This window comes from Allobosea minatitlanensis, from assembly GCF_964020775.1.
In genome coordinates, this window is sequence record NZ_OZ224509.1 from 1,385,249 (window position 1) to 1,410,064 (window position 24,816).

Here is a 24,816-nt window from a genome sequence, read left to right on the forward strand (position 1 = left end):
AAGAAAATGCGTTGAAACAACGACCGCGCGGCCGCGCCTGCGCGGAGGGCGGCGGAACGGATGGGTGGACACGCCAGGCGGCGCGTGAGGATTCCCCAGTATGGCGATGCATCGCGTCCTGTCATGACGCGGTGCAAGATCGCGGACCCGAGCCGGCGGTGAAACGCCCGGCTTAACGTTTCGTTCACCATATGCCCGGCAAGAATTGCCGGGTGGCGTCCCGTTCCGGGGCGCGCGGCGTCCGTGCGCGGATGCGGGCCGGCGAGAGGGCGGGGCGGTCGATGACCAATGTGACGGCAGGCCAGGGAGGCGGTTTCAACCTTCCCGACCGCGATGCGCTGGGCAAGCTGTTCAAGCGGCCGGACCTGTTCCTGGCGATCGGCGTCATGGGCATCCTGGTGGTGCTCATCTTCCCGATGCCCGCAGTCCTGCTCGACCTGCTGCTGGCGCTGTCGATCATCCTCTCGGTGCTGGTGCTGATGACGGCGCTGTTCATCGAGGAGCCGCTGGAATTCTCCGCCTTCCCGACGGTGCTGCTGATCGTCACCATGTTCCGGCTGGCGCTGAACCTCGCCTCGACGCGCCTCATCCTCGCCCATGGCCATGAGGGCACCTCGGCGGCGGGGCATGTCATCGAGGCCTTTGCCGGCTTCGTGATGAGCGGCAATTTCGTGATCGGGGTGATCGTCTTCACCATCCTGATCATCGTCAACTTCGTCGTCATCACCAAGGGCTCGGGCCGCATCGCCGAGGTCGCGGCGCGCTTCACCCTCGACGCCATGCCCGGCAAGCAGATGGCGATCGACGCCGATCTCTCCGCCGGGCTGATCGACCAGGAGACCGCCAAGCTCCGCCGCAAGGCGCTGGAGGACGAATCCTCCTTCTTCGGCTCGATGGACGGCGCCTCGAAATTCGTGCGCGGCGACGCCATCGCCGGCCTGCTGATCACCTTCATCAACGTGCTCGGCGGCATCGTCATCGGCGTCGCGCAGCAGGGCTTGAGCTTCGGCCAGGCGGCGCACAACTATACCCAGTTGACGGTGGGCGACGGGCTGGTCAGCCAGATCCCGGCGCTGATCGTCTCGACGGCCGCCGGCCTGCTGGTCTCGAAGGCCGGCGTGCGCGGCGCCGCCGACAAGGCCCTCGGCCGGCAGCTCTCCGGCTATCCCAAGGCGCTCGGCATGTCGGCGGCGGTGATGCTGCTGATCGCGATCCTGCCCGGCATCCCGATGCTGCCCTTCCTGCTGCTGGCGGCCGGCGCCGGCTTCCTCGCCCACCGCTTCGGGCGGGCCGCCAAGGCGCGCGCCGCCGAGGAGGCGCTGGCCGGCGCGGCGCAGGCCGGCGGCGGCGCGGTTTCGGCCGACGGCACGCCCCGCGAGGAGACCCTGAACGACCTGCTCAGGATGGACGAGCTCAAGATCGAGATCGGCTATGCGCTGCTGCCGCTGGTCAATGCGGCGGGCGGGCAGGACCGGCTGACCGACCAGGTCCGGGCGCTGAGGCGCCAGCTCGCGGCCGAGCTCGGCTTCGTGATGCCGGCCGTGCGCATCGTCGACAACGTCCAGCTCGAGGCGAACCACTACTATATCAAGATCAAGGAGATCGATGCCGGGCACGGCATCGTCTATGCCGGCCAGTACATGGCGATGGACCCGATGGGCGGCACGGTGAACCTGCCCGGCCACAACGTGCTGGAGCCGACCTTCGGCCTGCCCGCCACCTGGATCGACGCGGCGCTGCAGGACGAGGCGCAGTTGCGCGGCTACACGGTGGTCGACGCCGCGACCGTGATCTCGACGCATCTGACCGAGGTGCTGAAGTCGAACATGCCGGAGCTTCTCTCGCATGCCGAGGTGCAGAAGCTGCTGCGCGAGCTGCCGAAGGACCATGCCGACCTGGTCAAGGAGATCGTGCCGCACCAGATCTCGACCACCGGCATCCAGCGCGTGCTGCAATTGCTGCTGGCCGAGCGCATCTCGATCCGCGACCTGGGCACCATCATCGAGGGCATCGCCGAGGTCTCGGGCGGGATCAAGAACCCGCGCGACATCGCCGAGCATGTCCGCGTCCGGCTGGCGCGGCAGATCTGCGCGCAGTTCTCCGATCCCAACGGCGTGCTGCCGATCATCACGCTCTCCTCGGCCTGGGAGAGCGTCTTCGCCGAGTCGATCATCGGCCATGGCGAGGACCGCCATCTCGCCATGCAGCCCTCGCGCTTGCAGGAGTTCGTCCGCCATGTCCGCGACAAGTTCGAGGAGGCGGCGCGGATCGGCGAGATGCCGGCGCTCGTCACCTCCGGCATGGCGCGGCCCTTCGCCCGCCAGATCATCGAGCGCTTCCGCCGCGAGACCCCGGTCTTGTCGCAGGGCGAGATCCATCCGCGCGCGCGGCTGAAGACGGTCGGTAGCGTCTAGAGCGTCGGACCGAACATCGTACGCGGCACGGGAACCGCCATTCCGGTTCCGTACGGGACCGCCACCGTCATTCCGGGCGAAGCGCGCACGATGGTCAGCCCGGCGCTTCAGCTTTTATAGCGAGGAGCGTCGGCGCCGGCGAGATGACGGGAGACGCCTCCGCTTTCCACGGCCCCCCGATGCCCGCCGCGCAATGGTCAGCACGGCGGGCTGCGGCTAAGCGACGGGCATGAGCCGGAACGCCGTCCTCTTCGCCGTGATGTGCCTCGTCTGGGGCTTGACCTGGCTGCCGGTCAAGGTCGGCGGTACGCATGTACCCCCGGTGTTCCTCGCGGCCGTCCGCTTCACGATCGCGGGCGTGCTGATGCTGTTCTGGGCCGGGCGCGACATGCCGAAGGTGCCGGCCGGCGCCTGGCCGCGGCTGGTCGGCACGGCGCTGCTGCTCAACACCGCCAACTACACCCTGCTGTTCTGGGGCACGGCCCATGCCCCGACCGGGCTCGCCGCCATCGTCAATTTCGCGACCATTCCGATCTTCACCCTGCTGGCGAGCCGCGCGATCGAGAAGGAGCCGGTCGACGGGCGCAAGCTCGCCGCCATCGGGCTCGGCACGATCGGGCTCGGCTTCCTGTTCGCGACGCGGGCGCTGGGCGGGCTGTCCGCCGTGCAGGGCGACCCGCAGGAGGCGATCGGGCTCGCCGCGGTCGCGGCCGGGACGCTGTTCTACTGCACCGGCGCGGTGCTCTCGCGGCCGATCGCGGGCACGATGCCGACGCTGACCCTGGCGGGCTGGCAGACGCTGATCGGCGGCATCGGGCTGTCGGCGGTGTCCCTCGCCGTCGAGAGGGTGGGAAGCGCCGATTTTGCCGCGCTGGCGCAATGGCCGGTCCTGCCTTGCGTCGCCTTCCTCGTCATCGGCGGCTCGCTGATGGGCTTCACCATCTATATGCGGCTGCTGCGGGACTGGGGCGCCTTCCGGGCCGGCCTCTACGCCTTCGTCAGCCCGGCCGTGGCCGTCGGCGTCGGCGTCGCGGTGCTGGAGGAGCCTTTCGGCCTGTCCGAGGCCATCGGCGCCGCGCTGATGTTCGGCGCCGCGACGATCGCGCTGAAGCGGCCCGCGCCCCGGGGCGGTTGAGGCGCGCGCGTCAGGGCGGCGCGGCGATGCGGGTGTTGCGCTTGAGCTGGGCGCGCTCGAAGGCGATGACGATCGGCAGCGAGATCACCAGCGGCAGGATCAGGTAGAACAGCCGCCAGATCAGCAGCGCCGCGAAGACGGCCGGGGCCGGCACGCCCGGCATCACCGCGAGGAAGACCGCCTCCATCACGCCGACGCCGCCCGGGACCTGGCTGAGCAGCCCGGCCGAGAAGGAGAGCAGGAAGGCGCCGAGCACGATCATGAAGCCCGGATTGCCCTGCTCCGGCAGGGCGAAATAGATGATGCCGGCCGCGCCGGCGAGCTCGAGCGGCGCGGCGAGATATTGCCGGGCGACGATGCGCAGGCGCGGATAGATGATCTCGAACTTGCCGATCCTGAGCGGCCTGAAGCCGAGCCAGGAGCCGATGGTGTAGAGCACGACGAAGGCGAGCATGCCGGCGCCGATGAGCCGGGCGGTGCGGTCGCTGATCGCGAACCATTTCGACAGCCGCTCCAGCGGGTGCAGGATCTGCGGCTCGTAGACCAGCACGAAGCCCAGCATCAGCAGCGTCCCGAAAGCGAAGGTGAAGGAGCACAGCGCGATCAGGACCGCGACCTCGGCGGCCGTCAGCCCCTTCGCGGTATAGGCCCGGTAGCGCACCATGCCGCCGGAGAAGACCGAGGCGCCGATATTGTGCGAGAGCGCGTAGGTCACGAAGGAGCAGAGCGAGACGTAGAACCAGGAGATGCCCTTCTCCTTGCCCAGATGCATCAGGGCGATGCGGTCGTACCAGGCCAGCGCCGCATAGGCGACGAGGGTGGCGAGCGCGGCGTGGAAGAAGGCGTCGGGCGGGATCACCGCGATCTTGTGGCCGATGCGGTGGGCGATGATCTTGATGCTCTGCCAGAGATTGGCGTTCTGGAGCAGGGCCTCGATGGTCGCGTCCGAGCCGGCCTCGGCCTTGAGCTTGCTCCACAGAAGCTCGACGGACCAGACGACCGCGACGAGCCCGATGATCGGCCAGAGGTAATCGAGATAACGTTTCATGGAGGCCGCGGAACGGAAGGATGCTGACGAGGCTTTGAACGGGCCCACGTCGTCACCGCAGCGGCGCGAACCTTCTGCCCTCTTGCCAGCCGGGAGGGCCAAGGGCAAGCGGCGTCGCCGCCGCCTGCCGGTCTGAGGCGACTATTTGCCGTTTTTCCTGAGCCATTCGCGCATCTGCGCCACTTCCTTCTCCTGGTCGCGGATCACGCCTTCGGCAAGCTTGCGGATTTCCGGGTCCTTGCCATGGGCGAGGACGACTCTGGCCATGGCGATGGCGCCCTGGTGATGCGGGATCATGCCGCGCACGAAATCGGCATCGGCATCGCCGGAATAGGCGATGTCCATGTCCTTGTGCATCTTCGCGTTGGCGTCCTTGTAGGCCTTGGTCGAGGCGCTGTCCGTGCCGGCGCCGTCCATCTTCATCGTGCCGCCGCCATGGCCCTGATGCTGGTGCTGGGCCAGGGCCGGGCCGGCGAAGGCGGCCGCGAGCGCCAGCGCGGCGAGAGAGGTCTTGAGAAGCTTCATCTTGGAATTCCCGTGAGAACGAAGGGCGGTCCGCGCCGGCAAGGCGCCGGCGCCGCCTGAAAAGGGTTCAGCTCGACATCGCCCCGGTTCGGGGCGGGGGCTTCGCCGGCTCGGGCGAGAGGCCGGAAAGCGGCTCGGCCGGGGCGGGGCCGGGGGGCGACCATAGGATCGGTCGCGAGGGCAGGGCCGGCGACGGAGCGGCGGCGAGCAGGCCGCAGCCGGCGATGCAGCAGGCCGGCATCCCTGAATGCGCATGTCCGGGCGCCGGGTCCTGGACCTCCCGCGCCTCATGGCAGGGTGCCGGCTGCGCGGCGGGCCGCGCCTCGGTCCGGGGCATCGTCTCGGCGAGCCTCGCGGGCTCGGGAAGCCGCGTCAGGGTGGCGGCGAGCGTGGCGTGCGGCAGGACGGCGAGGCACATCGCCAGCAGCAGGAGCAGCGCCTGCGGCCACCGCCTTGCCCGGCGCCGCCGGTCCGGCGGCGTTATGCCTCTGCCATGCGTCATCGCACCCTGATCTTTCGGCCCGGATCATGTCATGATCGCGGCAGACCCAGACGCCCTTGCCGGACCGACCGCCTTGCCGCAGACCCTGACCATCAGCCTCACGGGCATCACCGACCTGCCGCCCGGCAAGATCGCCGCGGTCGTCACCTCGCTGGAGATGCGGGCGCCGCCACCTGTCCGGCCGGACCCGCCGGGGACGGAGGGCTTTTCGCTGGAGCCGATCGACGGCCGCGACACCGGGCGCTATCTCGCCCTCTACCGGCTGCTCGGCGAGCGCTGGATGTGGTTCAGCCGGCTGGTCAAGCCGCTGGCGGAGCTGGAGGCGATCCTCACCGACCCGGCTGTCGCGCTCCATGCCGTGCGCCACGAGGGGCGCGATGTCGGGCTCCTGGAGCTGGATTTCCGCGTGGCGGGGGAGGCCGAGCTCGTCTTCTTCGGGCTGGACGAGCCGCTGCTGGGGCGGGGCGCCGGGCGCTGGCTGATGAACCGGGCGCTGGCGCTGGCCTGGGCCAGGCCGATCTCGCGCTTCTGGGTCCATACCTGCACGCTCGACCATCAGGGCGCGGTGGAGTTCTACCAGCGTTCCGGCTTCGCGGTGTTCAAGCGCAGCATCGAGGTCGACGACGATCCCCGGCTCGCGGGACGGATGGAGCGCGGCGCGGTGCCGCACCATCCGGTCATCGCCTGAGCGGCGATGGGCGGGCGGGCCCGGCTTTCGGCGGCCCGATCGCTCGCCGCGAAGCGTCGCACGGCGGCTTCGCAGCCTTCGCTCGCCGGTGCTCCGTCGCTTTCGCTGGCCATGGCCGGGCGGCCATGGCAGGATTCGGCCGGTTGTGACCGGATGCGGAGCCGCTCGCCTTGATCGAAGCCGCCATGCTGTTCGCGCTCGGCTTCCTCTGCGCCGCGCTGCTGGCGCTCGCCTGCGTGCCGGCGCTGTCTCGCCGTGCCGACCGCCTGGCGCGCAAGCGGGCGGAGGCCGCTTTCCCGCTCTCCCTCGCCGAGATCGCCGCCGATCGCGACCATCTGCGCGCCGCGCTCGCGATGCGGATGCGGACGGTGGAGCAGCAGGCCGAAAAGGGCTTCGCCGCCAAGGCCGGGGCGATGCAGGAGATCGGCCGGCGCGACATGGAGATCGGCCAGCTCAGGCACGACCGCGCCGCGCGCGACGCGCAGATCGCGACGCTCTCCGCCGAGCTGGCGCAGACCCGCGCCAGCCTTGACGAGACCCGTTCGGCCCTGGAGGCGGAGCGGGCCGGCCATGCCGGGGCGACCGCGGCGCTGGAGCAGCGGATCGCCGATCTGGCGGCGCTTGAGGCGAAGCTGACCGAGACCCGCCAGGCCCTGACCGGAACCAGCGCCGATCTCGACGCGCGCTCCGGCGAGCTCGAGCGCGAGCGCGAGACCGTCGGGCGGACCGAGGCGCTGCTGGCGCAACGGGAGACCGAGCTGGCGCAGAGCCGGGATGCGCATGAGAAGCTCAGGGTCGCGCAGGTCGAGGACCGGACGCAGATCATGGTGCTGCAGGGCAAGCGGGACGAGCTCGGCGACAGGCTCGCCGCCGCGGAGGAGCGCCTCGCCCGCAGCGAGGCGGCGCTGGCGGCGATGACGGCGGAGCGCGAGGGCGAGCGTCGGCGCGCCGACGCCTTCGCATCCCGTGCCGAGCAGGCCGAGGCCGGGCTCGCCGCGGCGAACGCCCAGAGCAGCGCCGCGACGGCCGAGGCGCGGCAGAATGCGCGGCTTCTCGAAGAGGAGCGCGCGGAGCATAAGCAGGCGCAGGAGCGCATCGATGCCCTGGAAGGCTGGCTCGCCGAGGCCCAGCACTCCCTGGCCGAGGCGCGCCGCCGGCACGAGCAGGAGACGGCCGCCTTGAAGGACACCGAACAGGGCCGCGAGACGCGGATCGAGTCGCTGCATGCCGAATTGCAGACGCTGGAAGGCGCCCTGCGGCAGGCCCGCGACGACGGCGCCGCGGCGAAGCGGGAGCTTGCGGCGCTGCGCCGGGACGCCGCGACGCAAGGCGGCAACATGGCGCTCCGGCAGGAGATCATCCGCCTGGCGGACCGGCTGATGAGCCAGCCCTCTGGGCGCGAGGCGGCGGAGTGAGGCGAAAAGCGGTTTCCATCGGCAAGGCCATGCTCTAGGAAGGCACGCCCCGCGCCGGATGCCGTTTCAATGGTTTCAAATCCCGTGACACACAGCCAAATCGACCTTCTGTGCCTCGGCGAGCCGCTCGGCGAGTTCAACGCCACGCGGGCCGAATCCGGCGCCTTCCAGTTCGGCCAGGGCGGCGACACCTCCAATTGCGCGGTGGCCGCGGCGCGGCAGGGTCTGTCGGTCGGCTATGTCGGCGCGCTCGGCGACGACATGGCCGGGCGCTCGGTGCGGGCGCTGTGGCGGCGCGAGGGCGTCGACGACAGCCATGTCGCGACGCATCCGAGCGCACCGACCGGGCTTTATTTCGTCGATCACGGCCCGTCCGGCCATGTCTTCTCCTATCTGCGTGCCGGCTCGGCGGCGAGCCTCTACGGGCCGGGCGACCTGCCGCTGGGGCTGATCGGCGCGGCGCGGATCGTGCAGGCCTCCGGCATCAGCCAGGCGATCTCGGCCAGCGCCTGCGACGCCGTCTTCACGGCGTTCGAGACGGCGCGCGCCGCCGGGGTGCTGACCGCCTACGACACCAATCTGCGCCTGAAGCTCTGGCCGCTGGCGCGGGCCCGCGCGATCATCCATGCCGCCTGCGCCATGGCCGATATCGTGCTGCCGGGGCTCGACGACGCGACGCAGCTCACCGGGCTGAGCGAGCCGGATGCGATCGTCGATGTCTATCTCGGGCTCGGCGCGCGGGTGGTGGCGCTGACGCTCGGCCATGAGGGCTCGCTGGTCGCGACGCCGGTGCGGCGCGAGCGCTTCCGCCCGATCAAGGTCGACGCCATCGACGCGACCGGCGCCGGCGACTGCTATGACGGCGCCTTCCTCGCCGAATATCTGCGCACCGGCGACGCCTTCGCCGCCGGGGCCTATGCCAATGTCGCCGCGGCGCTGTCGACCCAGGGCTACGGCGCGGTCGCGCCGGTGCCGCGGCGGGCCGATGTCGAGGCGCGGATGGCGGCGGAGGCCAGGGGTATCTGATGACGGTTCCGGTCCTGAAGCAGGCGGGCGCGCTCCTCGCCCGCTACGATGTGCTGATCAGCGATGTCTGGGGCGTCGTCCATGACGGGCTCTGGGCGCTGGAGCCGGCCTGCGCGGCCCTCGCCGCCTTCCGCGAGCGCGGCGGCGCGGTGGTGCTGCTCTCGAACGCGCCGGGGCCTTCGGACCACGTCGCCAGGCTGCTCGACGCCAAGCGGGTGCCGCGCACGGCCTGGGACAGCCTGGTCACCTCCGGCGACGTCACCCGCGCGCTGATCGCGGAGAGCCATCACAAGCGCGCCTATCACATCGGCTGGGCCAGCGACCGCGCGGTGTTCGAGGGGCTGGATGTCGAGCTGGTCGACGAAGCGCGGGCCGATCTCGTCGTCGCGACCGAGCTCAACGACTACCGCACCGAGACGCCGGAGCAGTACCGGCCCCTTCTCAGCCGCTTCGCGGCGCGCGGCCTGCCCTTCGTCTGCGGCAATCCCGATCTCGTCGTGCATGTCGGCGAGGACCTGCTGCCCTGCGCCGGCTCGCTCGCGACCATCTACGAGGAGCTGGGCGGCAGCGTCGCCTGGGCCGGCAAGCCCTATCGCCCGGCCTACGACCTGGCGCTGGCGGCGGCGGCCGGGCTGCGCGGAGGGCGCCCGGTCGAGGCGGAGAAGGTGCTGGTGATCGGCGACGCGGTCCGCACCGACCTCGCCGGCGCGCGGCTGATGGGCTTCGACAGCCTGTTCGTCGCCGGCGGCATCCATCGCGAGGAGACGATGCGGGGCGGCGAGGTCGACCCGGCGGGGCTTGCCAGGGTGCTCGACGGCCTGCCGGTGCAGCCCGTCGCCGCGATGGCGGCGCTGGCCTGAGAGCGCCGGCGCCTCAGTCCTTGGGCGCGGCGCGCGCCATCAGCGCGTCCATGTCGATGAGGTGTCCGGCCCGGTCGCGCTTGGAAGCGAGGTAGCGGACATTATGGGCGTTCGGCCGCCCGAGCACGCGCTGGCTCGCCGCGACCTCCAGCCCCGCCGCCTCGATCGCGCCGATCTTTTGCGGGTTGTTGGTGAGGGCGACGACGCGCGAGACGCCGAGCTGCTTCAGCATCGTCGCGGCGAAATCGAAATGGCGCTGGTCGAGGTCGAAGCCGAGCACCTCGTCGGCGTCGTAGGTGTCCCAGCCCTGGCTCTGCAGCTTGTAGGCGCGCATCTTGTTGGAGATGCCGTTGCCGCGCCCTTCCTGATCGAGATAGAGCAGGACGCCGCCCTCATGGGCCGCCATCCACTGCACGGTCTCGCGGAGCTGGTCGCCGCAGTCGCATTTCAGCGAGCCGAAGAGGTCGCCGGTCAGGCAGGCGGAGTGCAGCCGCACCGGCACGGCGGCAGAGAAATCGGGCTTGCCGACGATGATCGCGACCTGGTCGCGCAAGCCTTCGCCGCCGCGGAAGACGACGAATTCGGTGTCGGGCGCGCCTTCCAGCGGCACCGGCGCGCGGCCGACGATCCTGAGCGAGGCGGCCTGCACGGCGCGATAGGCGTTCACCGCCGCGATATCGGCCGCGACCAGGGATTCGCCGGCGACGGCGGCGGCGCCGACCGGGACGACGAGCACGGCCGGCAGGACGAGCGACAGGCGCGCCAGCTCCAGCGCCGCGCCGTCGAGGGCGGAGGCCGGGGCGACGGGCGCGTCCATGCGGCTGTCCAGCCTGAAGGCGAGATAGGCGATCCGGTCGAGATCGATGGCCGGCAGCGCGAAGATGCCGGGCTCGACCCGCTCGCGGGCGCCGAGACGGCGCAGCCTCGCCGGAGTCAGCACGAGGTGGCCGTTGCCGGCGGCGAGCGTGTCGAGGCGGCGCACCAGCTCGCTGTCCGCGAGCTCGGCCGACAGGGCCAAGGCGAGGTTTTCACCGTCCTGCAGGAGAACGGGCCGGCCGGCGCGGAATTCCGCGATGGCCCGCTCCACCACGACCCGCAGGGTCTCGCCGGGACGGCCGAAAAGCGTAGGCGACTCAGGCATGCAAACAAAACCTGTCAGGTCGGGCCGTTCGCGGCCGGGAAGCAGCGGAAATCAGCCGCGGCCACGATATAGGTAATCGTCGCACGGCATTCCACCAACGTCTCGCGGCAGGTCAGGTTCCGCAATCGAATCCATGCATGGCCGCACTCCCGGCTTCCGGGCGCGGTCCGGCCGGGCGGCGCAGGATAGCGCGGTCGGGCCGGGGAGGCGATGCCCGTGCTCAGACGGGGCGCGCCCAGAGGTCCTGGTGCCCGACCAGGACGGAGGCCGCGTCGCGGCGGGCCGCGAGCCAGCTCGCGATCGCGGCGGCCTCGAGCTGCCCGGTCTCGCGCACCGCCTCGGCGATGCCTTCGGCGAGGGCCTGCCGCAGCGGGCCGCTCCCGCCGTCGAGCATCCAGGCGCTGTCGCCGGTCGAGACCGCGAGGCCGGATTTCCGAAAGGCTTCGGCCATGATCTCGCAGGCTTCCGGTCCCGCGGCGGGGCCGAAGCCCTTGTCCATGTGCTGGTGGTGCTTGAACGCGGCCAGCATCTGCGCGTCGGCGCGATGAGCCGGCTTCCAGCGTTCGCGCCCGTCATAGGTCAGCGCGGCGTAGAGCGGCAGCTTCGGGCCGGCGAGGGCGGCGACGAAACGCTCGATCCAGGTCTTCGAGGCGAGGTCGAAGAAGGCCGCCGCCGTGACCAGATCGGGCTGCCAGCCCAAGACCCATTCGAGATCCTTGTCGAGATCGACCCGGCGCGTATCGACCGTGATCGTCTTGTCGCCCTTGGCGAGGACGAGCTCCTCGCCCTGTTCGCGGGCCTCGTCCGCCCAGGCCCGCAGGTGCTCGCGCGCCCTGGCCAGGAGGGCGCCGTCATGGTCGACCAGCGTCCAGTGCTGCCGTGCGGGCAGGGCGGCGTAGCTGCCGCGCAGGTTGGAGCCGGCGCCGCTGCCGAGGTCGAGCACCGAGAGCGAGGGCTTGTCGGCGAAATAGGCGCCGACCGCCGCCAGCACCTGCGGATTGCGCGCCGCATGGTCCGCCGGTTCGCGCAGCGCGAGCCATTCCGGAGAGAACCCAGCCATTCATCCCACCTTTCGGCCGTCGCGGCCGAGGCACGCCGCGGCGACGATCCGGGCCGTGTCCCGCCAACGCGGCAACATCGCCGCCGCCGACCAGGCGGCATCGGCGCGCCGGCGACGTTCAGCCGGCGCATCAATCAGGCTTGCGAGGGCCTTGGCAAGTGCCGCCGCGTCGCCGGGCGGCACTTTCAGGGCCGCCGCGTCCGGCAAGGCGTCGGCGCCGGCGCCGCTGTGGGTGCAGACGATGGGCAGGCCATGGGCGAGGGCTTCCGTCAGCGCCATGCCGTAGCCCTCGTAGAGCGAGGGCATGACGAAGAGGTCGGCCCCGGCATAGAGCGCGGCGAGGCGCCCGGCGCTCACGGCGCCGGCGAGGCGGATGCGCTGCTCCAGCCCGCAACGCGCGATGCGGGCGCGCAATGCCGCGGCCGTGGCCGGCGCAGGCTCCGGCGAGCCGGCGATGGTCAGGGTCCAGCTCCGCCCGGCGAGGGTGGCGAGCGCCTCGATCAGCAGGTCGTAGCCCTTCCTGGGAATGAGCGATCCCACCGCGAGGAGCCGCAGCGCCGCCCCGTCCGGCCCGCCCGCCGCGCGCGGGGCCGGGTCGGTGCCCGGCACGGCGACGGCGATCCGCTCCGGCGGCACGCCGTAGTCGCAGATCAGCGCATCGCGCGTCGCAGGGCCGGTGACGACGACGGCGCGGGCATGTCCCAGCGCCAGCCTCTCGCTGCGGTGCAGGGTTTCGGCCGCCGCGGCGGGCAGGCCGGTCTCCCGCGCGAGCGGATGATGGACGAGCGCGACGAGGCGCCCGGAGAACCGCGCCGCCAGCGCCTGGGGGAAGGCGCCGCCGGCCAGCCCGTCGACCAGCAGCACCTCTTCGGGAGCGGCCTGCGCCAGAAGCGCCTCCGTCGCCTCCAGCTCAGCCTGCGTCGGGAAGGGGAAGCCGCCGGGCAAGGCGAGGTGGCGGGCCGGGATGCCGGCCTCGCGCCATTCCCGCAGCAGGCGCCGGTCGTAGCCGTAGCCGCCGGTGGGCGCGCCGAGGTCTCCGGGAATGGCGAAGACGATCCCGCTCACCCGAGCGGGCCCTCATAGCTAGCGCGGGCGAGATCGGTCTCGTGGAGGGTGACGCGGATGCGGGCGAGGCCGGCGCCGTCGGCGCCCAGCGCGCCGGAGGCGGCCGCCGCCGCCATGGCGTCGAAGATGTGCTTGCAGAGGAATTCCGTGGTGGTGAGCATGCCGGCGAATTGCGGCAGGGCATCGAGATTCTGGTATTTCAGCGGCGCCAGCGTCGCGGCGAGCACGTCGAGCGCCGCGCCGATGTCGACCACGACATTCTGCGGGTTCAGCCTTTCGCGGAAGAAGGCGACGTCGACGATGAAGGTCGCGCCGTGCAAATTCTGCGCCGGCCCGAAGAACGGATCGGGCAGGGAATGGCCGATCATGATGCGGTCGCGGACTTCGACGGAAAACATGCGGGCTCCTGTTGCGGGTGGAACGGGTCCTAAGGGGGGCTGCGCCGAAGCGCCGTCAGTAGCGCAGCACGGCGGTGAGGCCGGACCAGCCGGGGGCCAGGACGGCGGGGATCTGTGCGGGCGCTTCCGAAAACGGAATCTCCTGCGTGATCAGCGCATCGAGCCGGTCGTCGGCGAGCAGCTCCATCGCGGCGCGGGCGCGGCGGCCATGGCTCCAGCGCGCCCGGCGGGACGGGGCGACCGCCGCGACCTGGGAGGAGACGAGCTGAAGCCGCCGGGCATGGAAGGCGCCGCCCAGCGGCGCCGGCACCGTTCCCTCGCCATACCAGCTCAATTCGACGATGCGGGCCTCGTTCCCGGCGCAGCCGATCGCGGTGGCGAAGCCGGCGGCGCTGGCGCTGGCGTGGAAGACGATGTCGGCGTCCCGCGGCGCGGCCGCGGGCAGGGCGAAGCGCAGCCCAAGCGCCTCCGCCACGGCCCGCCGGGATGGCTCGACATCGACCAGCGTGACCTCCGCGCCCGGGAGGCGCGCGGCGAGCCAGCCGGTGAGCAGGCCGATGACGCCGCCGCCCACGATCACGATCCTGTCAGCGGGGCCGGAGCCGGCGTCCCAATGGGCGTTGAGCGCGGTTTCCATATTGGCGGCGAGCACGGCGCGGCGCGGCGGCACCGTGTCGGGAACCGGGACGAGGCAGGCCCGCGGGGCGACGAAGCGCTGCTGATGCGGATGCAGGCAGAAGACCGGCCGCCCGCGCAGATCCGGCGGGCCGGCCTCGACGCGGCCGACCGCGCAATAGCCGTATTTCACCGGGAAGGGGAAGGCGCCCTCCTGGAACGGGGCGCGCATCCGCTCATGCTCGGAGGCGGGGACTCGCCCCTCATGGACGAGCCTCTCGGTGCCGCGGCTGATGCCGCTCCACAGGGTGGCGACGAGGCAGTCCTCCGGTCCGGCCGGCGGGAGAGGCGCGGCATTCAGCCGGCATTCACGGGGCGATGCATACCAAAGTGCCAGGGGATTTGCCCTTGCGTCATCTGTGGTTGCGGTCTTTACCTCCCGCGCCATTGCGATCCGATCCCGTCTGTCCGAGCCCGCCTGCAGCCGATCATGACAGATACCGTCACCAACCAGCGCTCCGCTCCGACCACGTTCCAGCGGGCCGCGCAAGATGTCGAGCCGTTCGGCGCGACGCCGGCCGGGCTGCAATCCGCCGCGACGCTGCGCAGCCGGCGCCTGCTCGTGCTCGCCCTCAATCTCGTGACGCTGGCCGGGCTCGCCGCCGGGCTCGCCCGCCTGCTCGGGCTCGGCGGCTGGAGCGGGGTGGATCTGGCTGTCTTCATCGCCTTCCTCGTCGCGGCGCCCTGGAGCGTCCTCGGTTTCTGGAACGCGGCGATCGGCCTGTGGTTGCTGCATGGCCGCCGCGACGGCCTCGCCGAGGCGGCGCCCTTCGCGGCGGCCGGCGCCCGGCCGGCGCCGCTGATGCTGCGGACGGCGGTGCTGCTGACGCTGCGCAACGAGGATCCGGAGCGGGCCTTCGCCCGGATCCGGGCGGTCAAGGACAGTCTCGATGCCACCGGCGAGGGGGTCTGGTTCGATTATTTCGTGCTGTCGGATACGAGCGATCCGGCCGTGGCGGCGGCCGAGGAGAGGCTGGCGGCCGACTGGGCCCGGGAGATCGGCGAGCCGGCCCGGCTGAGCTATCGCCGGCGCGCGATCAATGCCGGGTTCAAGGCCGGCAATATCCGCGATTTCTGCGAGCATTGGGGCGAGCGCTACGAGCTGATGCTGCCGCTCGACGCCGACAGCGTCATGGCGGGGGACGCGGTGGTCGCGCTGGTGCGGATCATGCAGGCCCATCCGAGGCTCGGGATCCTGCAATCGCTGGTGGTCGGCATGCCCAGCCGCTCCGCCTTCGCCCGCATCTTCCAGTTCGGCATGCGCCACGGCATGCGGCCCTACACGCTGGGGGCGGCCTGGTGGGCCGGCGATTGCGGGCCGTTCTGGGGCCATAACGCGCTGGTGCGGATCGCGCCCTTCCGCGCGCATTGCCGCCTGCCGGTGCTGCCGGGCGGCCCGCCGCTCGGCGGGGCGGTGATGAGCCACGACCAGGTCGAGGCGGTGCTGATGCGCCGGGCCGGCTACGAGGTGCGCGTGCTGCCGGTCGAGGGCGGAAGCTGGGAGGAGAACCCGCCGACCATGCTGGACTTCGCCCAGCGCGACCTGCGCTGGTGCCTCGGCAACCTGCAATATCTCAGGCTCCTCGGCCTGCCGGGGCTGCGGCCGACCAGCCGCTATCAGCTCGCCTGGGCGATCCTGATGTTCCTCGGCCTGCCGGCCTCGACGCTGATGGTGGCGCTCCTGCCGTTCAAGGTGCTCGAGGACCGGACGCTCGCCGATTATCCCGCCGCCTTCGCCGCCGGGCTCTACGGCCTGCTCCTGGCGATGCAGATCGCGCCGAAGCTCGCCGGCTTCGCCGATACGCTGCTGAGCCGGGGCGGGGCGGCGCGCTATGGCGGCACCCGGCTGTTCCTGGCCTCGGCCGCGCTGGAGATCGCCTGCGGCTTCCTGCAGGGCGCCGCCACCAGCCTGCGCACGACGCTGTTCATGGCCGGGCTCGCCTGCGGGCGCGGGCGGATCGGCTGGAACGGGCAGGCGCGCGATGCCCATGCCTTGTCCCTCGCCACGGCGCTCGCAGGGCTGTGGCCGCATCTGCTGTTCGGCCTCTTCCTTTTCGCCTCGCTGGCCTGGCTCTCGCCGGCGGTGCTGCTCTGGTCGCTGCCGGTGACGGCCGGCTATCTCCTGGCGATCCCCTTCGCGCTGCTGACGGCGCTGCCGGCTGCGGGAGCCTGGCTCGCGCGCCGCGGGCTGTGCGGCGCGCCGGAGGAGCGCGCGACGCCGCCGGTCCTGGCGGCGATCGGCATGGGAGGGCGGCGATGAACGTCGTCACCTGGCCCAAGGGAACGGTGAAGGCGCTCTCGCGCCGCCTGCGGATGTATTACGGCGACAAGGAACGCCATGCCGCGATGGACCGCCTCTACGGCGCCTTCCTGAAGCCGGGCGACCTCGTCTTCGATATCGGCGCCCATCTCGGTGACCGCATCTCCGCCTTCCGGCGCCTCGGTGCCCGCGTGATCGCTCTGGAGCCCGATCCGGGGCCGGCCCGGGCGATCCGCCTGATCCATCGCCGCGACCCGCTGGTGACGCTGATCCAGGCGGCCTGCGGCGACCATGAAGGCTCGATCGCGCTGCGGATCAGCCGGACCGATCCGGCGACCTCCACCGTCTCCGCCGCCTTTCTCGGCGCCGCAGCGGGGATGCGGGAGCAGCAGGAGGAGGAGCAGCTCTGGGGCCATGAGATCACGGTGCCCTGCACCACGCTCGACAAGCTGATCGCGCGCCACGGCCTGCCGGACCTGCTCAAGATCGATGTCGAGGGCTTCGAGGCGCATGTTCTGGCCGGGCTGACCCGGGCCGTGCCGGCAATCTCGTTCGAGTTCGCCACGAAGCGGCGCGACGTGGCCGAGGGCTGCCTGGCGCTGCTGGAGACGCTCGGGCGCTACCGCTTCAACCTCACGCTCGGGGACAGCCAGAAGCTGGCGCTGGCGGAGCCGGTCACGGCCGAGGCGATGGGCGGGTATCTGCGCGGATTGCCGCGCGGCGCCGGCTCGGGCGACGTCTACGCCGTCCTCCAGGGCTGAGACCGGCGGCGGGGCCTGCGCCGGCGCCTTCGGCGGAACGGATCGCGCCGCCGCCGCGTTGTCCGGTGGCGCGGCCGCTGCGGCGACGGCGATCTATCTATCTGTTATCGCAACGGATCTTTGCGGCAGGCGGATTCCACTTTCCGGTTCGATGCTATAGCCTGCGCGGACCGTTGTCGTATCAGCCTGCCAGGGGCCCTTCATGCCGCGTTTTGCCGCCAATCTCTCGATGATGTTCAACGAATGGGAGTTCCTCGACCGCTTCAGGGCGGCTTCCGAGGCGGGCTTCGAGGCCGTCGAGTTCCTGTTTCCCTACGATCATGCGCCCGAGCAGGTCGGGCTGGCGCTGGCGGGCGCCGGGCTCGAGCAGGCGCTGTTCAACCTGCCGCCGGGCGACTGGGCGGCCGGCGAGCGCGGCATCGCGGCACTGCCGGGGAGGGAAGAGGAGTTCAGGGCCTCGATCGAGACCGCCCTGGCCTATGTCCACGAAACCGGCGTCAAGCAAGTGCACATGATGGCGGGGCTCGCCGACCCCGACGATCCGGGCGCGCAGAAGACCTACCGCGCCTCGATCGCCCAGGCGGCCGACAGGTTCGGCGAGCACGGCATCGACCTGCTGCTGGAGCCGATCAACGGCAAGGACATGCCGGGCTATTTCCTCAACGATTTCGACCGGGCCGCCGGCTATGTGCGCGAATCGGGGCGGCCGAACGTCAAGCTGCAATTCGACATGTATCATTGCGAGCTGATCCACGGCGACGTGTCGGGCAAGCTCAAGGCGCTCTATCCGCTGGTCGGCCATGTCCAGATCGCCAGCGCCAACGGCCGGCACGAGCCCGACGCCTCCGGCCCGGACTATCCGCTTCTCTTCGCCGAGCTCGACGCGCTCGGCTATGGCGGCTTCGTCGGCTGCGAATACCGGCCGCGGCACGGCACGCTGGAGGGGCTGGGCTGGTTCGCGCCCTGGCGGAAGCCGCTCTGATGCGCCCGCCCGCGATCGCCTATCCGGTGCTGCTCGCCGATATCGGCGGGACCAACTGCAGGCTGTCGCTGGCGGCGGAGCCGGAGAGCCCGCCTGTCGCGCTGGCGCGGATCGGCACCGGCAGCTACCGGACGCCGGAGGAGGCCTTCGAGAGCGCCGTCGCGACGCTGCCGGTGCGCCCGCGCTCGGCGGCCCTCGCCGTGGCCGGGCCGCTCGACGGGCGCCGCGCGCAGCTCACCAATGCGAGCTGGGAGTTCGACGGGCCGCGGATCGCCGCCGCGCTCGGGCTGGAGCAGGGGCTCCTGGTCAACGACTTCGAGGCCCTGGCCGCCTCGCTCGCGGTGCTGGCGCCGGCCGATCTCGACACGCTCGTCGCGGGCGACCCCGAGCCGGAGGGGATCAGGCTCGTGCTCGGTCCCGGCACCGGCTTCGGCGCCGCGGCCCTGCTGACGCGGGGCGAGCGCGGCTCGCTGATCCCGACCGAGGCCGGGCATATCGGCATCGGCCCCGAGGATCCGGCCGAGCACCGGATCTGGCCGGCGCTGGCGGCCGGGCTGCCGCGCGTCACGGTCGAGCACCTGCTCAGCGGCGACGGGCTGGTGCGCATCCACAGGGCCGTCGCCGCGACCTCCGGCGTGGCGGAGGCCGACATCAGCGCCGCCGACATCACGCATCTCGCGCTCGACGGCAACCCGGCCGCGCTGATGACGGTGGTCTGCTTCTGGCGCCTGCTGGCGCGGGTCGCCGGCGATCTCGCGCTAGTCTTCAAGGCCACGGGCGGCGTCTTCATCGCCGGCGGCATCGCGCCGAAGCTGCTCGCGCTGGCGGACCGCCCGACGATCGGGGCGGTCTTTGCCCGCAAGCCGCCGATGGAGGCGCTGGCGGCGCGCTTCGCCCTGCATCTGGTCACGGCGCAGGACGCCGCCGAGCAGGGGCTCGCGGCCATCGCGGCAGGGCCGGCGCGGTTCGGCCTCGACGATCCGAAGCGGTTGTGGTTTGGCTGAGCGCGACCCGCAGCCCCAACCTTCCGCAGATCGACGCGACCGCGTGCAGCCCATCCACTCCATCCAGGTCCTGCGTGCGCTCGCGGCCTTCATGGTCGCCGTGCACCATGTCCAGCCCGACGCCGCCATCGTCGCGGCGCGGGCGGGGCTGCCCTTTGCGCGCAGCGACCTGCTGCCCTGGATGGCCGGCGTCGACATCTTCTTCGTCGTCTCCGGCTTCATCATGGTGCATGCCTCGCGGGAGCTGTTCGGGCGGCAGGGCGCGGCGCCGACCTTCCTGAAACGGCGACTCGCGCGCATCGTGCCGCTCTACTGGGCCATGACCTCGCTGTTCCTGCTCGCCGGCCTCGCGATGCCGGCGGCGCTGAACTCCGGGGTGCCGGGCCTCGGCCAGATCCTGGCGTCCTACCTGTTCTGGCCGGCGGTCTCGACGCAAGGGGTGGTCCAGCCGGTCTATTCGCTGGGCTGGACGCTGAATTACGAGATGCTGTTCTACGGGCTGTTTGCGGCGGGGCTCATGCTCCCCGGGCGCTGGACCCTGCCGGCGGTCGCGCTGGTGCTGGCGGTGCTGGTCGGGGCGGAGGGGCTGACGGGGCCGCTGCCGCTGCCCTTCGGCTTCTGGGGGCAGCCGATCGTACTCGAATTCGCGGCCGGCATGGGCATCGCCGTGCTGCGGCAGCGGGGCCTGCGCCTGCACGGGCTGTCGCGGGTCGCCATCGCGGCCGCCGGGATCGCCGTGCTGCTCGCCGCCGCGCGGGGCGGCGAGGGCGCGGATGGCTGGAGCCTCGTGCTCTGGCGCGGCGGCGCGGCCGTGCTGCTGGTACTGGCGGCGGCCTGCGGGCGGGAGGGCATCGTGCCGGTCCGGCCGGTCCGGGCGCTGGCGGCGGTCGGGGATGCCTCCTATGCCCTCTATCTCGTCCACCCCTTCGTGATCCGCGGCCTGCGCGAGGCGATGCTGCGGGCCGGCCTGGCCTGGCCGCATCTTTATGTCACGCTGGCGCTCGCGGGCGCGGTCCTGGCCGCGCTCCTGCTTCACCGCGGCCTCGAAAGGCCGGCGACGCGGCTGATGCGGCGCTGGCTCGGGAATTGAGGCGGCGGGCGTGACAGGGATGCCTGCGCGGACTATCCAACGCGCCAGTTGACAGGACGAGCCATGGCCCCCTTGCTGCATCTGCGCGACGTCGCGCTCACCTTCGGCGGACAGCCGCTGCTCGAAGCGGCCGAGATCGCGGTCTCGGCCGGGGAGCGGGTCTGCCTCGTCGGCCGCAACGGCTCGGGCAAGTCGACCCTGCTCAAGATCGCGGCCGGCCTCGTCGAGCCCGACCATGCCGAGCGCTTCGTCCAGCCCGGCGCGACCATCCGCTATCTGCCGCAGGAGCCGGACTTCGCGGGCTACAGGACCGCGCTCGCCTATGTCGAGGCGGGGCTAGGGCCGGGCGACGACGCCTATCGCGCGCAATATCTGCTGACCGAGCTCGGCCTCACGGGGCAGGAGGATCCGGCGACCATGTCCGGCGGCGAATCCCGCCGCGCCGCCCTGGCGCGGGTGCTGGCGCCGGAGCCGGATATCCTGCTGCTCGACGAGCCGACCAACCATCTCGACCTGCCGGTGATCGAATGGCTGGAGCAGGAGCTGAAGTCGCTGCGCTCGGCGATGGTGCTGATCAGCCACGACCGGCGCTTCCTGACCGCGCTGTCGCGCGCCACGGTCTGGCTCGACCGCGGCGTGACGCGGCGGATGGAGAAGGGGTTCGGGGATTTCGAGCTCTGGCGCGACGAGGTGCTGGCGCAGGAGGAGCTCGACCGGCACAAGCTCGACCGCAAGATCGCGCGCGAGGAGGACTGGCTGCGCTACGGCGTCAGCGCAAGGCGCACGCGCAACCAGCGCCGCCTCGGCGAACTCCACGCCTTGCGCGAGCAGCGCCGCACCGCCCGCGCCGCAACCGGAAACGTCAGGCTGGAGGCCAGCGAGGCGCAGACCTCCGGCAAGCTGGTCATCGAGGCGGTGAACGTCTCCAAGGCCTATGGCGACAACGCCGTGGTCCGGAACCTGTCGCTCCGGGTCGCGCGCGGCGACCGGATCGGCATCGTCGGGCCGAACGGCGCCGGCAAGACCACGCTGATCAACCTGCTGACCGGCGGGTTCGCGCCCGATTCCGGCACGGTGAAGCTCGGCACGGCGCTGGAGATGGTGACGCTCGACCAGCGCCGCGAAAGCCTCGATCCCGCGACGCCGCTCGGCGACGCGCTGACCGGCGGCGGCTCGGACCAGGTCATGGTCGGCGGCCAGCCGCGCCATGTCGTCTCCTATATGAAGGACTTCCTGTTCCAGCCCTTGCAGCGCGGCACGCCCGTAGGCGCCCTCTCGGGCGGCGAGCGCGGGCGCCTGATGCTGGCCCGGGCGCTGGCGAAGCCCTCGAATCTGCTGGTGCTCGACGAGCCGACCAACGATCTCGACCTCGAAACGCTCGACCTGCTGCAGGAACTGCTCGCCGACTACCAGGGCACGGTGCTGCTGGTCAGCCATGACCGCGACTTCCTCGACCGGGTCGTCTCGGCGGTTCTGATCTCGGATGGCGACGGCGTCTGGACCGAGTTCGCCGGCGGCTATTCCGACATGCTGGCGCAGCGCGGGCGCGGCGTCGGCGCCAAGGCGAGGGTGACGGAGAAGCCGTCCGCCGCCGCGCCGAAGCCGGCCCCGGCATCGGCCGCGCCGGCGGCGAGGCGCAAGCTCTCCTTCAACGAGAAGCACGCGCTCGAAACCCTGCCGCAGAAGATCGAGGCGCTGCAGGCCGAGGCGGAGAAGCTCAACGCCGCCGTGGCCGGCGATCTCTACAGCCGTGACCCGAAGCTCTTCGCCAGGGCGACGGCGCGGCTGGAAGAGCTGGCGCGCGAGATCGGCGAGGCGGAGGAGCGCTGGCTGGAGCTGGAGATGCTGCGCGAGGAGATCGGGGCGTAGCCTCCTTCTGCCTCTGCGGAGAGCGGGTCAGCAGGCGGATGAAGGGCGCACGCCCTGCAATGACGGGATGTTCCGGGGTTCGGTCCGGGAGAGATTCCCGGATCCCGCTACGCTTCGTCCGGGAATGACGGCGAGTCATCCCATTTTCGCACCCGCCTGCGCGCGAAACCGCATTTACCGACTCGCTCAATCGTTTCAAACATCGCGGCATCAAGATCACGAGGAACGAGCATGAGACTGAAGGGCAAGACGGCGCTGGTGACCGGCGCGGCGCAGGGATTCGGTTTCGGCATCGCCGAGACCTTCGTGCGCGAGGGGGCGCGCGTGGCGGTGCTCGACATCAACGGCGACAAGGCCAAGGAGGCCGCCAAGGCGATCGGCCGCAAGGCCTTCGCCGTGACCTGCGATGTCGGCAAGGCCAGAAGCGTCGACAAGGCGGTCGAGAAGATCATCGCCAAGGTCGGGCGGCTCGACATCGTCGTGAACAATGCCGGCACCACCCATCGCAACAAGCCGATGACCGAGGTGACCGAGGAGGAGTTCGACCGGATCTTCGCGGTCAACGTCAAGTCGATCTACCTGATGGCGCGGGCGACCGTTCCGCACTTCCGGCAGCACGGCGGCGGCGTCATCCTCAATATCGGCTCGACGGCGGGCCTGCGGCCCCGGCCGGGCCTGACCTGGTACAATGGCTCGAAGGGCGCGGCCAACCTGATCTCGCAGTCGATGGCCGTCGAGCTCGCCCCCGACAGGATCCGCGTCAACGCCATCGCGCCGGTGGCCGGCGAGACGCCGCTGCTCGCCACCTTCATGGGCGAGGACACGCCCGAGCGGCGCAAGGCTTTCACCTCGACGATTCCGTGGGGCCGCTTCTCGACGCCGCAGGACATCGCCAATGCGGCGCTGTTCCTGTGCTCGGACGAGGCCGACATGGTGACGGGCTCGGTGCTCGCCGTCGATGGCGGGCGCTGCGTCTGAAGGTCCGTCATGCCCGGGCCCCGCCCGGGCATCCCGCTCCGGAGCGGCGCCTTTACGTCCTGTGGGGTCGATGCTCCAGGCTTCGCCCGGGAATGACGGCCCGCGTCAGATCAATTCCCCGAGCAGCGCGATCTCCTGACGGCGCACCACCGTGCCGTCGGGCTCGAAGCCTCGCTGCTCCAGCGTGATGCGCGGGGCTTTCGCGTCGCCGCCGATGCGGAAGAGATGCCAGGTGCCGAGCTCGCCATGGCCGCGCGGACCGAGCGAGGCGGAGGGCACGCCGACGATCGGGACGTCGCGCTGCGGCCCCGGCCGCCAGGCCAGCGAGAAGCTGTGATTGTGCCCGTGCAGGACGAGATCGGCGCCCTCGCGCTTCAGCATCGCCTCGAACGCGGTGGCATCGACCAGCTCGCGCGAGCGCCGCGCCCCGCCGACATAGGGCGGATGGTGGATCAGGACGACGCGGATCAGCCCCTCGTCGCGGGCGCGCTGGAGCAGCGCCCCGGTGCGCCCGGTCTGCTCGGGGCCGACCCGGCCGGTCGCCATCAGGGGCAGGGTGGGCACGGCGCTGCTGACGCCGATCAGGGCGAGGGGGCCGCGCCGGCGATACCAGGGATAGCCGCCGGCGCCGTCGTCGCTGCCGCTCCAGGGCGCCAGCAGCGCCGCGAGCGCCTTCAGCGAGGAGCGGGCATAGGCGTCGTGGTTGCCGGGCACGAAGCTGACCGTCTCGCGCGGCCCCAGCGTATCGAGGAAGGCGACGGCCGTCCGGAACTCGTTCGGCAGGCCGATATGCGAGACGTCGCCGGTGCAGGCGATGTGATCCGGCGCCTGCGCATGGATATCGGCGACGATCCGCGCCAGGATGTCCATGTCATGCGCGTGCCGACGCTTGCGGCGCCAGTTGACGTAACCCGTCGCGCGCTTGCCGATGAGCTGATGCAGCGAGAATTCGGCCAGCGGGCCGAGATGCGGATCGGACAGGTGCGCGAGCTTGAACACGCTCCAGCGCTTGCCCTCGCCGCGGGCCGCCCGTCAAGCGCGCAATTCGGCGCGGTCGACGGGCCGGCAGGCGATCTCAGTTGGCGGCGCCGGTGAGCTCGGAGACGATGCGCGAATCGGTGAGGGTGACGGCGGGCTTCCAGACATAGGCCGGCTTGGCCCTGAAGCGGGAGATGATGAAGGAGAGGAGCATGGTTCGGGTTCCAGTGAACGGCGTGTCTTTCGCCGCTATTTGGGGCGCGTTTGTGTCGGAGCCAGCTTGGTTCCGGCGCGTCCGCCATGCGCTTTTTGCATAGACAATTAACCCGATGGTGAGAATCGAGCCGATGGAGCGACGAACCTCCGCGAATGGCGGCGGCGGGGACCCCGGCCTTTCGGGCTGGCGCCGGCCGATGCTGCGCCTGCTGCACCTCTATTTCCGGCTCGTCCGCGGCGTCACCTTCGGCGTGCGGGCGGCCGTTCTCACTGAGAAGGGCGAGGTCTTCCTGGTCCGGCACACCTATGTGCCGGGCTGGCAGCTCCCCGGCGGCGGGGTCGAGGTCGGGGAGACGGCCGAGGAGGCGCTGGCGCGGGAGCTGGCGGAGGAGGCCTGCATCGTGCCGACGGGGGCTCCCCGGCTGCATGGCCTCTATTTCAACCGGCGCATCTCCCGGCGGGACCATGTCGCGCTCTATGTGCTGCGCGATTTCCGGGTCGAGCGGGTGAAGCAGCCGGACCGCGAGATCGCCGAAGCCGGCTTCTTCCGGCTCGACGCCCTGCCGGAGGGCGTGACGCCCGCGACGCTTCGCCGGCTGGACGAGATCGCCGGGGACCTGCCGCCGGCGGCCGACTGGTAGCGTAAGCGGCCGGATGGACGCGCGCCGCGGACTCTGCTAGAGCGCCGCCATGACCGACGGCACGAGCCTGCGAGACCTGCGACGA

23 protein-coding genes are annotated in these 24,816 nt (G+C 71.4%); 14 read left to right on the top strand and 9 right to left on the bottom strand.

Going from position 1 to position 24,816, the window contains the following annotated elements; all coding sequences use genetic code 11:
• The first annotated feature begins 281 nt into the window (after positions 1 to 281).
• Together flhA and ACWH43_RS06815 are read left to right on the top strand one after the other, a co-directional pair.
• Positions 282 to 2,414, top strand: a complete 2,133-nt coding sequence (flhA, locus tag ACWH43_RS06810) for a flagellar biosynthesis protein FlhA (RefSeq protein WP_448153425.1) — start codon at positions 282 to 284, stop codon at positions 2,412 to 2,414.
• 229 nt (positions 2,415 to 2,643) lie between these two features.
• The gene (locus tag ACWH43_RS06815) at positions 2,644 to 3,549 is read left to right on the top strand and encodes a DMT family transporter (RefSeq protein WP_158445397.1); all 906 of its coding nucleotides are present in this window, start codon (positions 2,644 to 2,646) and stop codon (positions 3,547 to 3,549) included.
• A 10-nt stretch (positions 3,550 to 3,559) separates the two neighbouring features.
• Here the strand turns inward: ACWH43_RS06815 and ACWH43_RS06820 are convergent, their stop codons facing one another.
• The 3 genes from ACWH43_RS06820 to ACWH43_RS06830 all read right to left on the bottom strand — a co-directional run bounded on the left by ACWH43_RS06820 (position 3,560) and on the right by ACWH43_RS06830 (position 5,624).
• Positions 3,560 to 4,597: a lysylphosphatidylglycerol synthase transmembrane domain-containing protein gene (locus ACWH43_RS06820; protein WP_158445396.1), complete on the bottom strand. Its 1,038-nt coding sequence runs from the start codon at positions 4,595 to 4,597 to the stop codon at positions 3,560 to 3,562.
• Positions 4,598 to 4,738: 141 nt separating this feature from the next.
• The gene (copM, locus tag ACWH43_RS06825; RefSeq protein ID WP_158445395.1) at positions 4,739 to 5,122 is read right to left on the bottom strand and encodes a CopM family metallochaperone; all 384 of its coding nucleotides are present in this window, start codon (positions 5,120 to 5,122) and stop codon (positions 4,739 to 4,741) included.
• A gap of 67 nt (positions 5,123 to 5,189) precedes the next feature.
• Positions 5,190 to 5,624 carry a hypothetical protein gene (locus ACWH43_RS06830; RefSeq protein WP_158448274.1) on the bottom strand — a complete coding sequence of 145 codons (435 nt, stop codon included), beginning with the start codon at positions 5,622 to 5,624 and terminating at the stop codon, positions 5,190 to 5,192.
• A 31-nt stretch (positions 5,625 to 5,655) separates the two neighbouring features.
• Here ACWH43_RS06830 and ACWH43_RS06835 point away from each other — a divergent pair, with 31 nt between their 5' ends.
• The 4 genes from ACWH43_RS06835 to ACWH43_RS06850 all read left to right on the top strand — a co-directional run bounded on the left by ACWH43_RS06835 (position 5,656) and on the right by ACWH43_RS06850 (position 9,613).
• Positions 5,656 to 6,312, top strand: a complete 657-nt coding sequence (locus ACWH43_RS06835) for a GNAT family N-acetyltransferase (protein WP_158446507.1) — start codon at positions 5,656 to 5,658, stop codon at positions 6,310 to 6,312.
• Positions 6,313 to 6,482: 170 nt separating this feature from the next.
• A complete protein-coding gene (locus ACWH43_RS06840) occupies positions 6,483 to 7,727 on the top strand; it encodes a hypothetical protein (protein ID WP_158446508.1) in 1,245 nt (414 codons plus the stop codon).
• An 84-nt stretch (positions 7,728 to 7,811) separates the two neighbouring features.
• The gene (locus ACWH43_RS06845) at positions 7,812 to 8,753 is read left to right on the top strand and encodes a sugar kinase (RefSeq protein WP_260347689.1); all 942 of its coding nucleotides are present in this window, start codon (positions 7,812 to 7,814) and stop codon (positions 8,751 to 8,753) included.
• Complete coding sequence (locus tag ACWH43_RS06850) at positions 8,753 to 9,613, top strand: TIGR01459 family HAD-type hydrolase (RefSeq protein ID WP_158446510.1); 861 nt, start codon at positions 8,753 to 8,755, stop codon at positions 9,611 to 9,613. Before ACWH43_RS06845 ends, ACWH43_RS06850 begins: the two co-directional genes overlap by 1 nt.
• Positions 9,614 to 9,626: 13 nt before the next feature.
• On the opposite strand, the gene ribA is transcribed toward ACWH43_RS06850, so the two are convergent.
• The 5 genes from ribA to ACWH43_RS06875 form a co-directional block, all read right to left on the bottom strand.
• A complete protein-coding gene (gene ribA / locus ACWH43_RS06855; RefSeq protein ID WP_158446511.1) occupies positions 9,627 to 10,754 on the bottom strand; it encodes a GTP cyclohydrolase II RibA in 1,128 nt (375 codons plus the stop codon).
• A 220-nt stretch (positions 10,755 to 10,974) separates the two neighbouring features.
• Complete coding sequence (locus tag ACWH43_RS06860) at positions 10,975 to 11,814, bottom strand: SAM-dependent methyltransferase (protein WP_158446512.1); 840 nt, start codon at positions 11,812 to 11,814, stop codon at positions 10,975 to 10,977.
• Positions 11,815 to 12,879, bottom strand: coding sequence for a glycosyltransferase family 4 protein (locus ACWH43_RS06865; RefSeq protein WP_158448275.1), 1,065 nt, complete (start codon positions 12,877 to 12,879; stop codon positions 11,815 to 11,817).
• Entirely contained in the window at positions 12,876 to 13,277 is a 402-nt protein-coding gene (locus ACWH43_RS06870) for a 6-pyruvoyl trahydropterin synthase family protein (protein WP_158446514.1), read from the bottom strand. The genes ACWH43_RS06865 and ACWH43_RS06870 overlap by 4 nt, the downstream gene beginning before the upstream one ends.
• Positions 13,278 to 13,332: 55 nt before the next feature.
• Positions 13,333 to 14,124, bottom strand: a complete 792-nt coding sequence (locus tag ACWH43_RS06875) for a zinc-dependent alcohol dehydrogenase (protein WP_311734759.1) — start codon at positions 14,122 to 14,124, stop codon at positions 13,333 to 13,335.
• A 258-nt stretch (positions 14,125 to 14,382) separates the two neighbouring features.
• Between ACWH43_RS06875 and mdoH the strand changes: the two genes are divergently transcribed.
• From mdoH to ACWH43_RS06910, 7 genes are all read left to right on the top strand, one after another.
• Positions 14,383 to 16,212 (top strand): glucans biosynthesis glucosyltransferase MdoH, encoded by a 1,830-nt coding sequence (mdoH, locus tag ACWH43_RS06880; protein WP_158446516.1) that lies wholly within the window; start codon positions 14,383 to 14,385, stop codon positions 16,210 to 16,212.
• Complete coding sequence (locus tag ACWH43_RS06885) at positions 16,209 to 16,973, top strand: FkbM family methyltransferase (RefSeq protein WP_158446517.1); 765 nt, start codon at positions 16,209 to 16,211, stop codon at positions 16,971 to 16,973. The genes mdoH and ACWH43_RS06885 overlap by 4 nt, the downstream gene beginning before the upstream one ends.
• Positions 16,974 to 17,175: 202 nt before the next feature.
• Positions 17,176 to 17,955, top strand: a complete 780-nt coding sequence (gene otnI, locus ACWH43_RS06890) for a 2-oxo-tetronate isomerase (RefSeq protein ID WP_158446518.1) — start codon at positions 17,176 to 17,178, stop codon at positions 17,953 to 17,955.
• On the top strand, positions 17,955 to 18,959 hold the full coding sequence (locus ACWH43_RS06895; protein ID WP_158448276.1) for a glucokinase: 1,005 nt from the start codon (positions 17,955 to 17,957) through the stop codon (positions 18,957 to 18,959). Before otnI ends, ACWH43_RS06895 begins: the two co-directional genes overlap by 1 nt.
• Positions 18,960 to 19,002: 43 nt before the next feature.
• A complete protein-coding gene (locus ACWH43_RS06900) occupies positions 19,003 to 20,049 on the top strand; it encodes an acyltransferase family protein (protein ID WP_260347691.1) in 1,047 nt (348 codons plus the stop codon).
• Positions 20,050 to 20,112: 63 nt separating this feature from the next.
• Positions 20,113 to 21,918, top strand: a complete 1,806-nt coding sequence (locus tag ACWH43_RS06905; protein ID WP_158446039.1) for an ABC-F family ATP-binding cassette domain-containing protein — start codon at positions 20,113 to 20,115, stop codon at positions 21,916 to 21,918.
• 231 nt (positions 21,919 to 22,149) lie between these two features.
• The gene (locus ACWH43_RS06910) at positions 22,150 to 22,896 is read left to right on the top strand and encodes a glucose 1-dehydrogenase (RefSeq protein ID WP_158446038.1); all 747 of its coding nucleotides are present in this window, start codon (positions 22,150 to 22,152) and stop codon (positions 22,894 to 22,896) included.
• Between the two features lie 105 nt (positions 22,897 to 23,001).
• Here ACWH43_RS06910 and ACWH43_RS06915 read toward each other — a convergent pair whose 3' ends face one another.
• Positions 23,002 to 23,895 carry a metallophosphoesterase family protein gene (locus ACWH43_RS06915; protein WP_158446037.1) on the bottom strand — a complete coding sequence of 298 codons (894 nt, stop codon included), beginning with the start codon at positions 23,893 to 23,895 and terminating at the stop codon, positions 23,002 to 23,004.
• Positions 23,896 to 24,221: 326 nt separating this feature from the next.
• Between ACWH43_RS06915 and ACWH43_RS06920 the strand changes: the two genes are divergently transcribed.
• Positions 24,222 to 24,731: an NUDIX domain-containing protein gene (locus ACWH43_RS06920; protein ID WP_260347692.1), complete on the top strand. Its 510-nt coding sequence runs from the start codon at positions 24,222 to 24,224 to the stop codon at positions 24,729 to 24,731.
• Positions 24,732 to 24,816 lie beyond the last annotated feature (85 nt).

What these genes read in the sequence shown, in the direction of transcription:
- ACWH43_RS06815 (WP_158445397.1), top strand. Translation starts at nt 2,644, where the DNA reads ATGAGCCGGAACGCCGTCCTCTTCGCCGTGATGTGCCTCGTCTGGGGC.
- ACWH43_RS06835 (WP_158446507.1), top strand. Translation starts at nt 5,656, where the DNA reads ATGATCGCGGCAGACCCAGACGCCCTTGCCGGACCGACCGCCTTGCCG.
- ACWH43_RS06905 (WP_158446039.1), top strand. Translation starts at nt 20,113, where the DNA reads ATGGCCCCCTTGCTGCATCTGCGCGACGTCGCGCTCACCTTCGGCGGA.
- ACWH43_RS06860 (WP_158446512.1), bottom strand. Translation starts at nt 11,814, where the DNA reads ATGGCTGGGTTCTCTCCGGAATGGCTCGCGCTGCGCGAACCGGCGGAC.
- ACWH43_RS06875 (WP_311734759.1), bottom strand. Translation starts at nt 14,124, where the DNA reads ATGCGCGCCCCGTTCCAGGAGGGCGCCTTCCCCTTCCCGGTGAAATAC.
- ACWH43_RS06895 (WP_158448276.1), top strand. Translation starts at nt 17,955, where the DNA reads ATGCGCCCGCCCGCGATCGCCTATCCGGTGCTGCTCGCCGATATCGGC.
- flhA (WP_448153425.1), top strand. Translation starts at nt 282, where the DNA reads ATGACCAATGTGACGGCAGGCCAGGGAGGCGGTTTCAACCTTCCCGAC.
- mdoH (WP_158446516.1), top strand. Translation starts at nt 14,383, where the DNA reads ATGACAGATACCGTCACCAACCAGCGCTCCGCTCCGACCACGTTCCAG.
- copM (WP_158445395.1), bottom strand. Translation starts at nt 5,122, where the DNA reads ATGAAGCTTCTCAAGACCTCTCTCGCCGCGCTGGCGCTCGCGGCCGCC.
- otnI (WP_158446518.1), top strand. Translation starts at nt 17,176, where the DNA reads ATGCCGCGTTTTGCCGCCAATCTCTCGATGATGTTCAACGAATGGGAG.
- ribA (WP_158446511.1), bottom strand. Translation starts at nt 10,754, where the DNA reads ATGCCTGAGTCGCCTACGCTTTTCGGCCGTCCCGGCGAGACCCTGCGG.
- ACWH43_RS06870 (WP_158446514.1), bottom strand. Translation starts at nt 13,277, where the DNA reads ATGTTTTCCGTCGAAGTCCGCGACCGCATCATGATCGGCCATTCCCTG.
- ACWH43_RS06830 (WP_158448274.1), bottom strand. Translation starts at nt 5,624, where the DNA reads ATGACGCATGGCAGAGGCATAACGCCGCCGGACCGGCGGCGCCGGGCA.
- ACWH43_RS06885 (WP_158446517.1), top strand. Translation starts at nt 16,209, where the DNA reads ATGAACGTCGTCACCTGGCCCAAGGGAACGGTGAAGGCGCTCTCGCGC.
- ACWH43_RS06910 (WP_158446038.1), top strand. Translation starts at nt 22,150, where the DNA reads ATGAGACTGAAGGGCAAGACGGCGCTGGTGACCGGCGCGGCGCAGGGA.
- ACWH43_RS06850 (WP_158446510.1), top strand. Translation starts at nt 8,753, where the DNA reads ATGACGGTTCCGGTCCTGAAGCAGGCGGGCGCGCTCCTCGCCCGCTAC.
- ACWH43_RS06920 (WP_260347692.1), top strand. Translation starts at nt 24,222, where the DNA reads ATGGAGCGACGAACCTCCGCGAATGGCGGCGGCGGGGACCCCGGCCTT.
- ACWH43_RS06820 (WP_158445396.1), bottom strand. Translation starts at nt 4,597, where the DNA reads ATGAAACGTTATCTCGATTACCTCTGGCCGATCATCGGGCTCGTCGCG.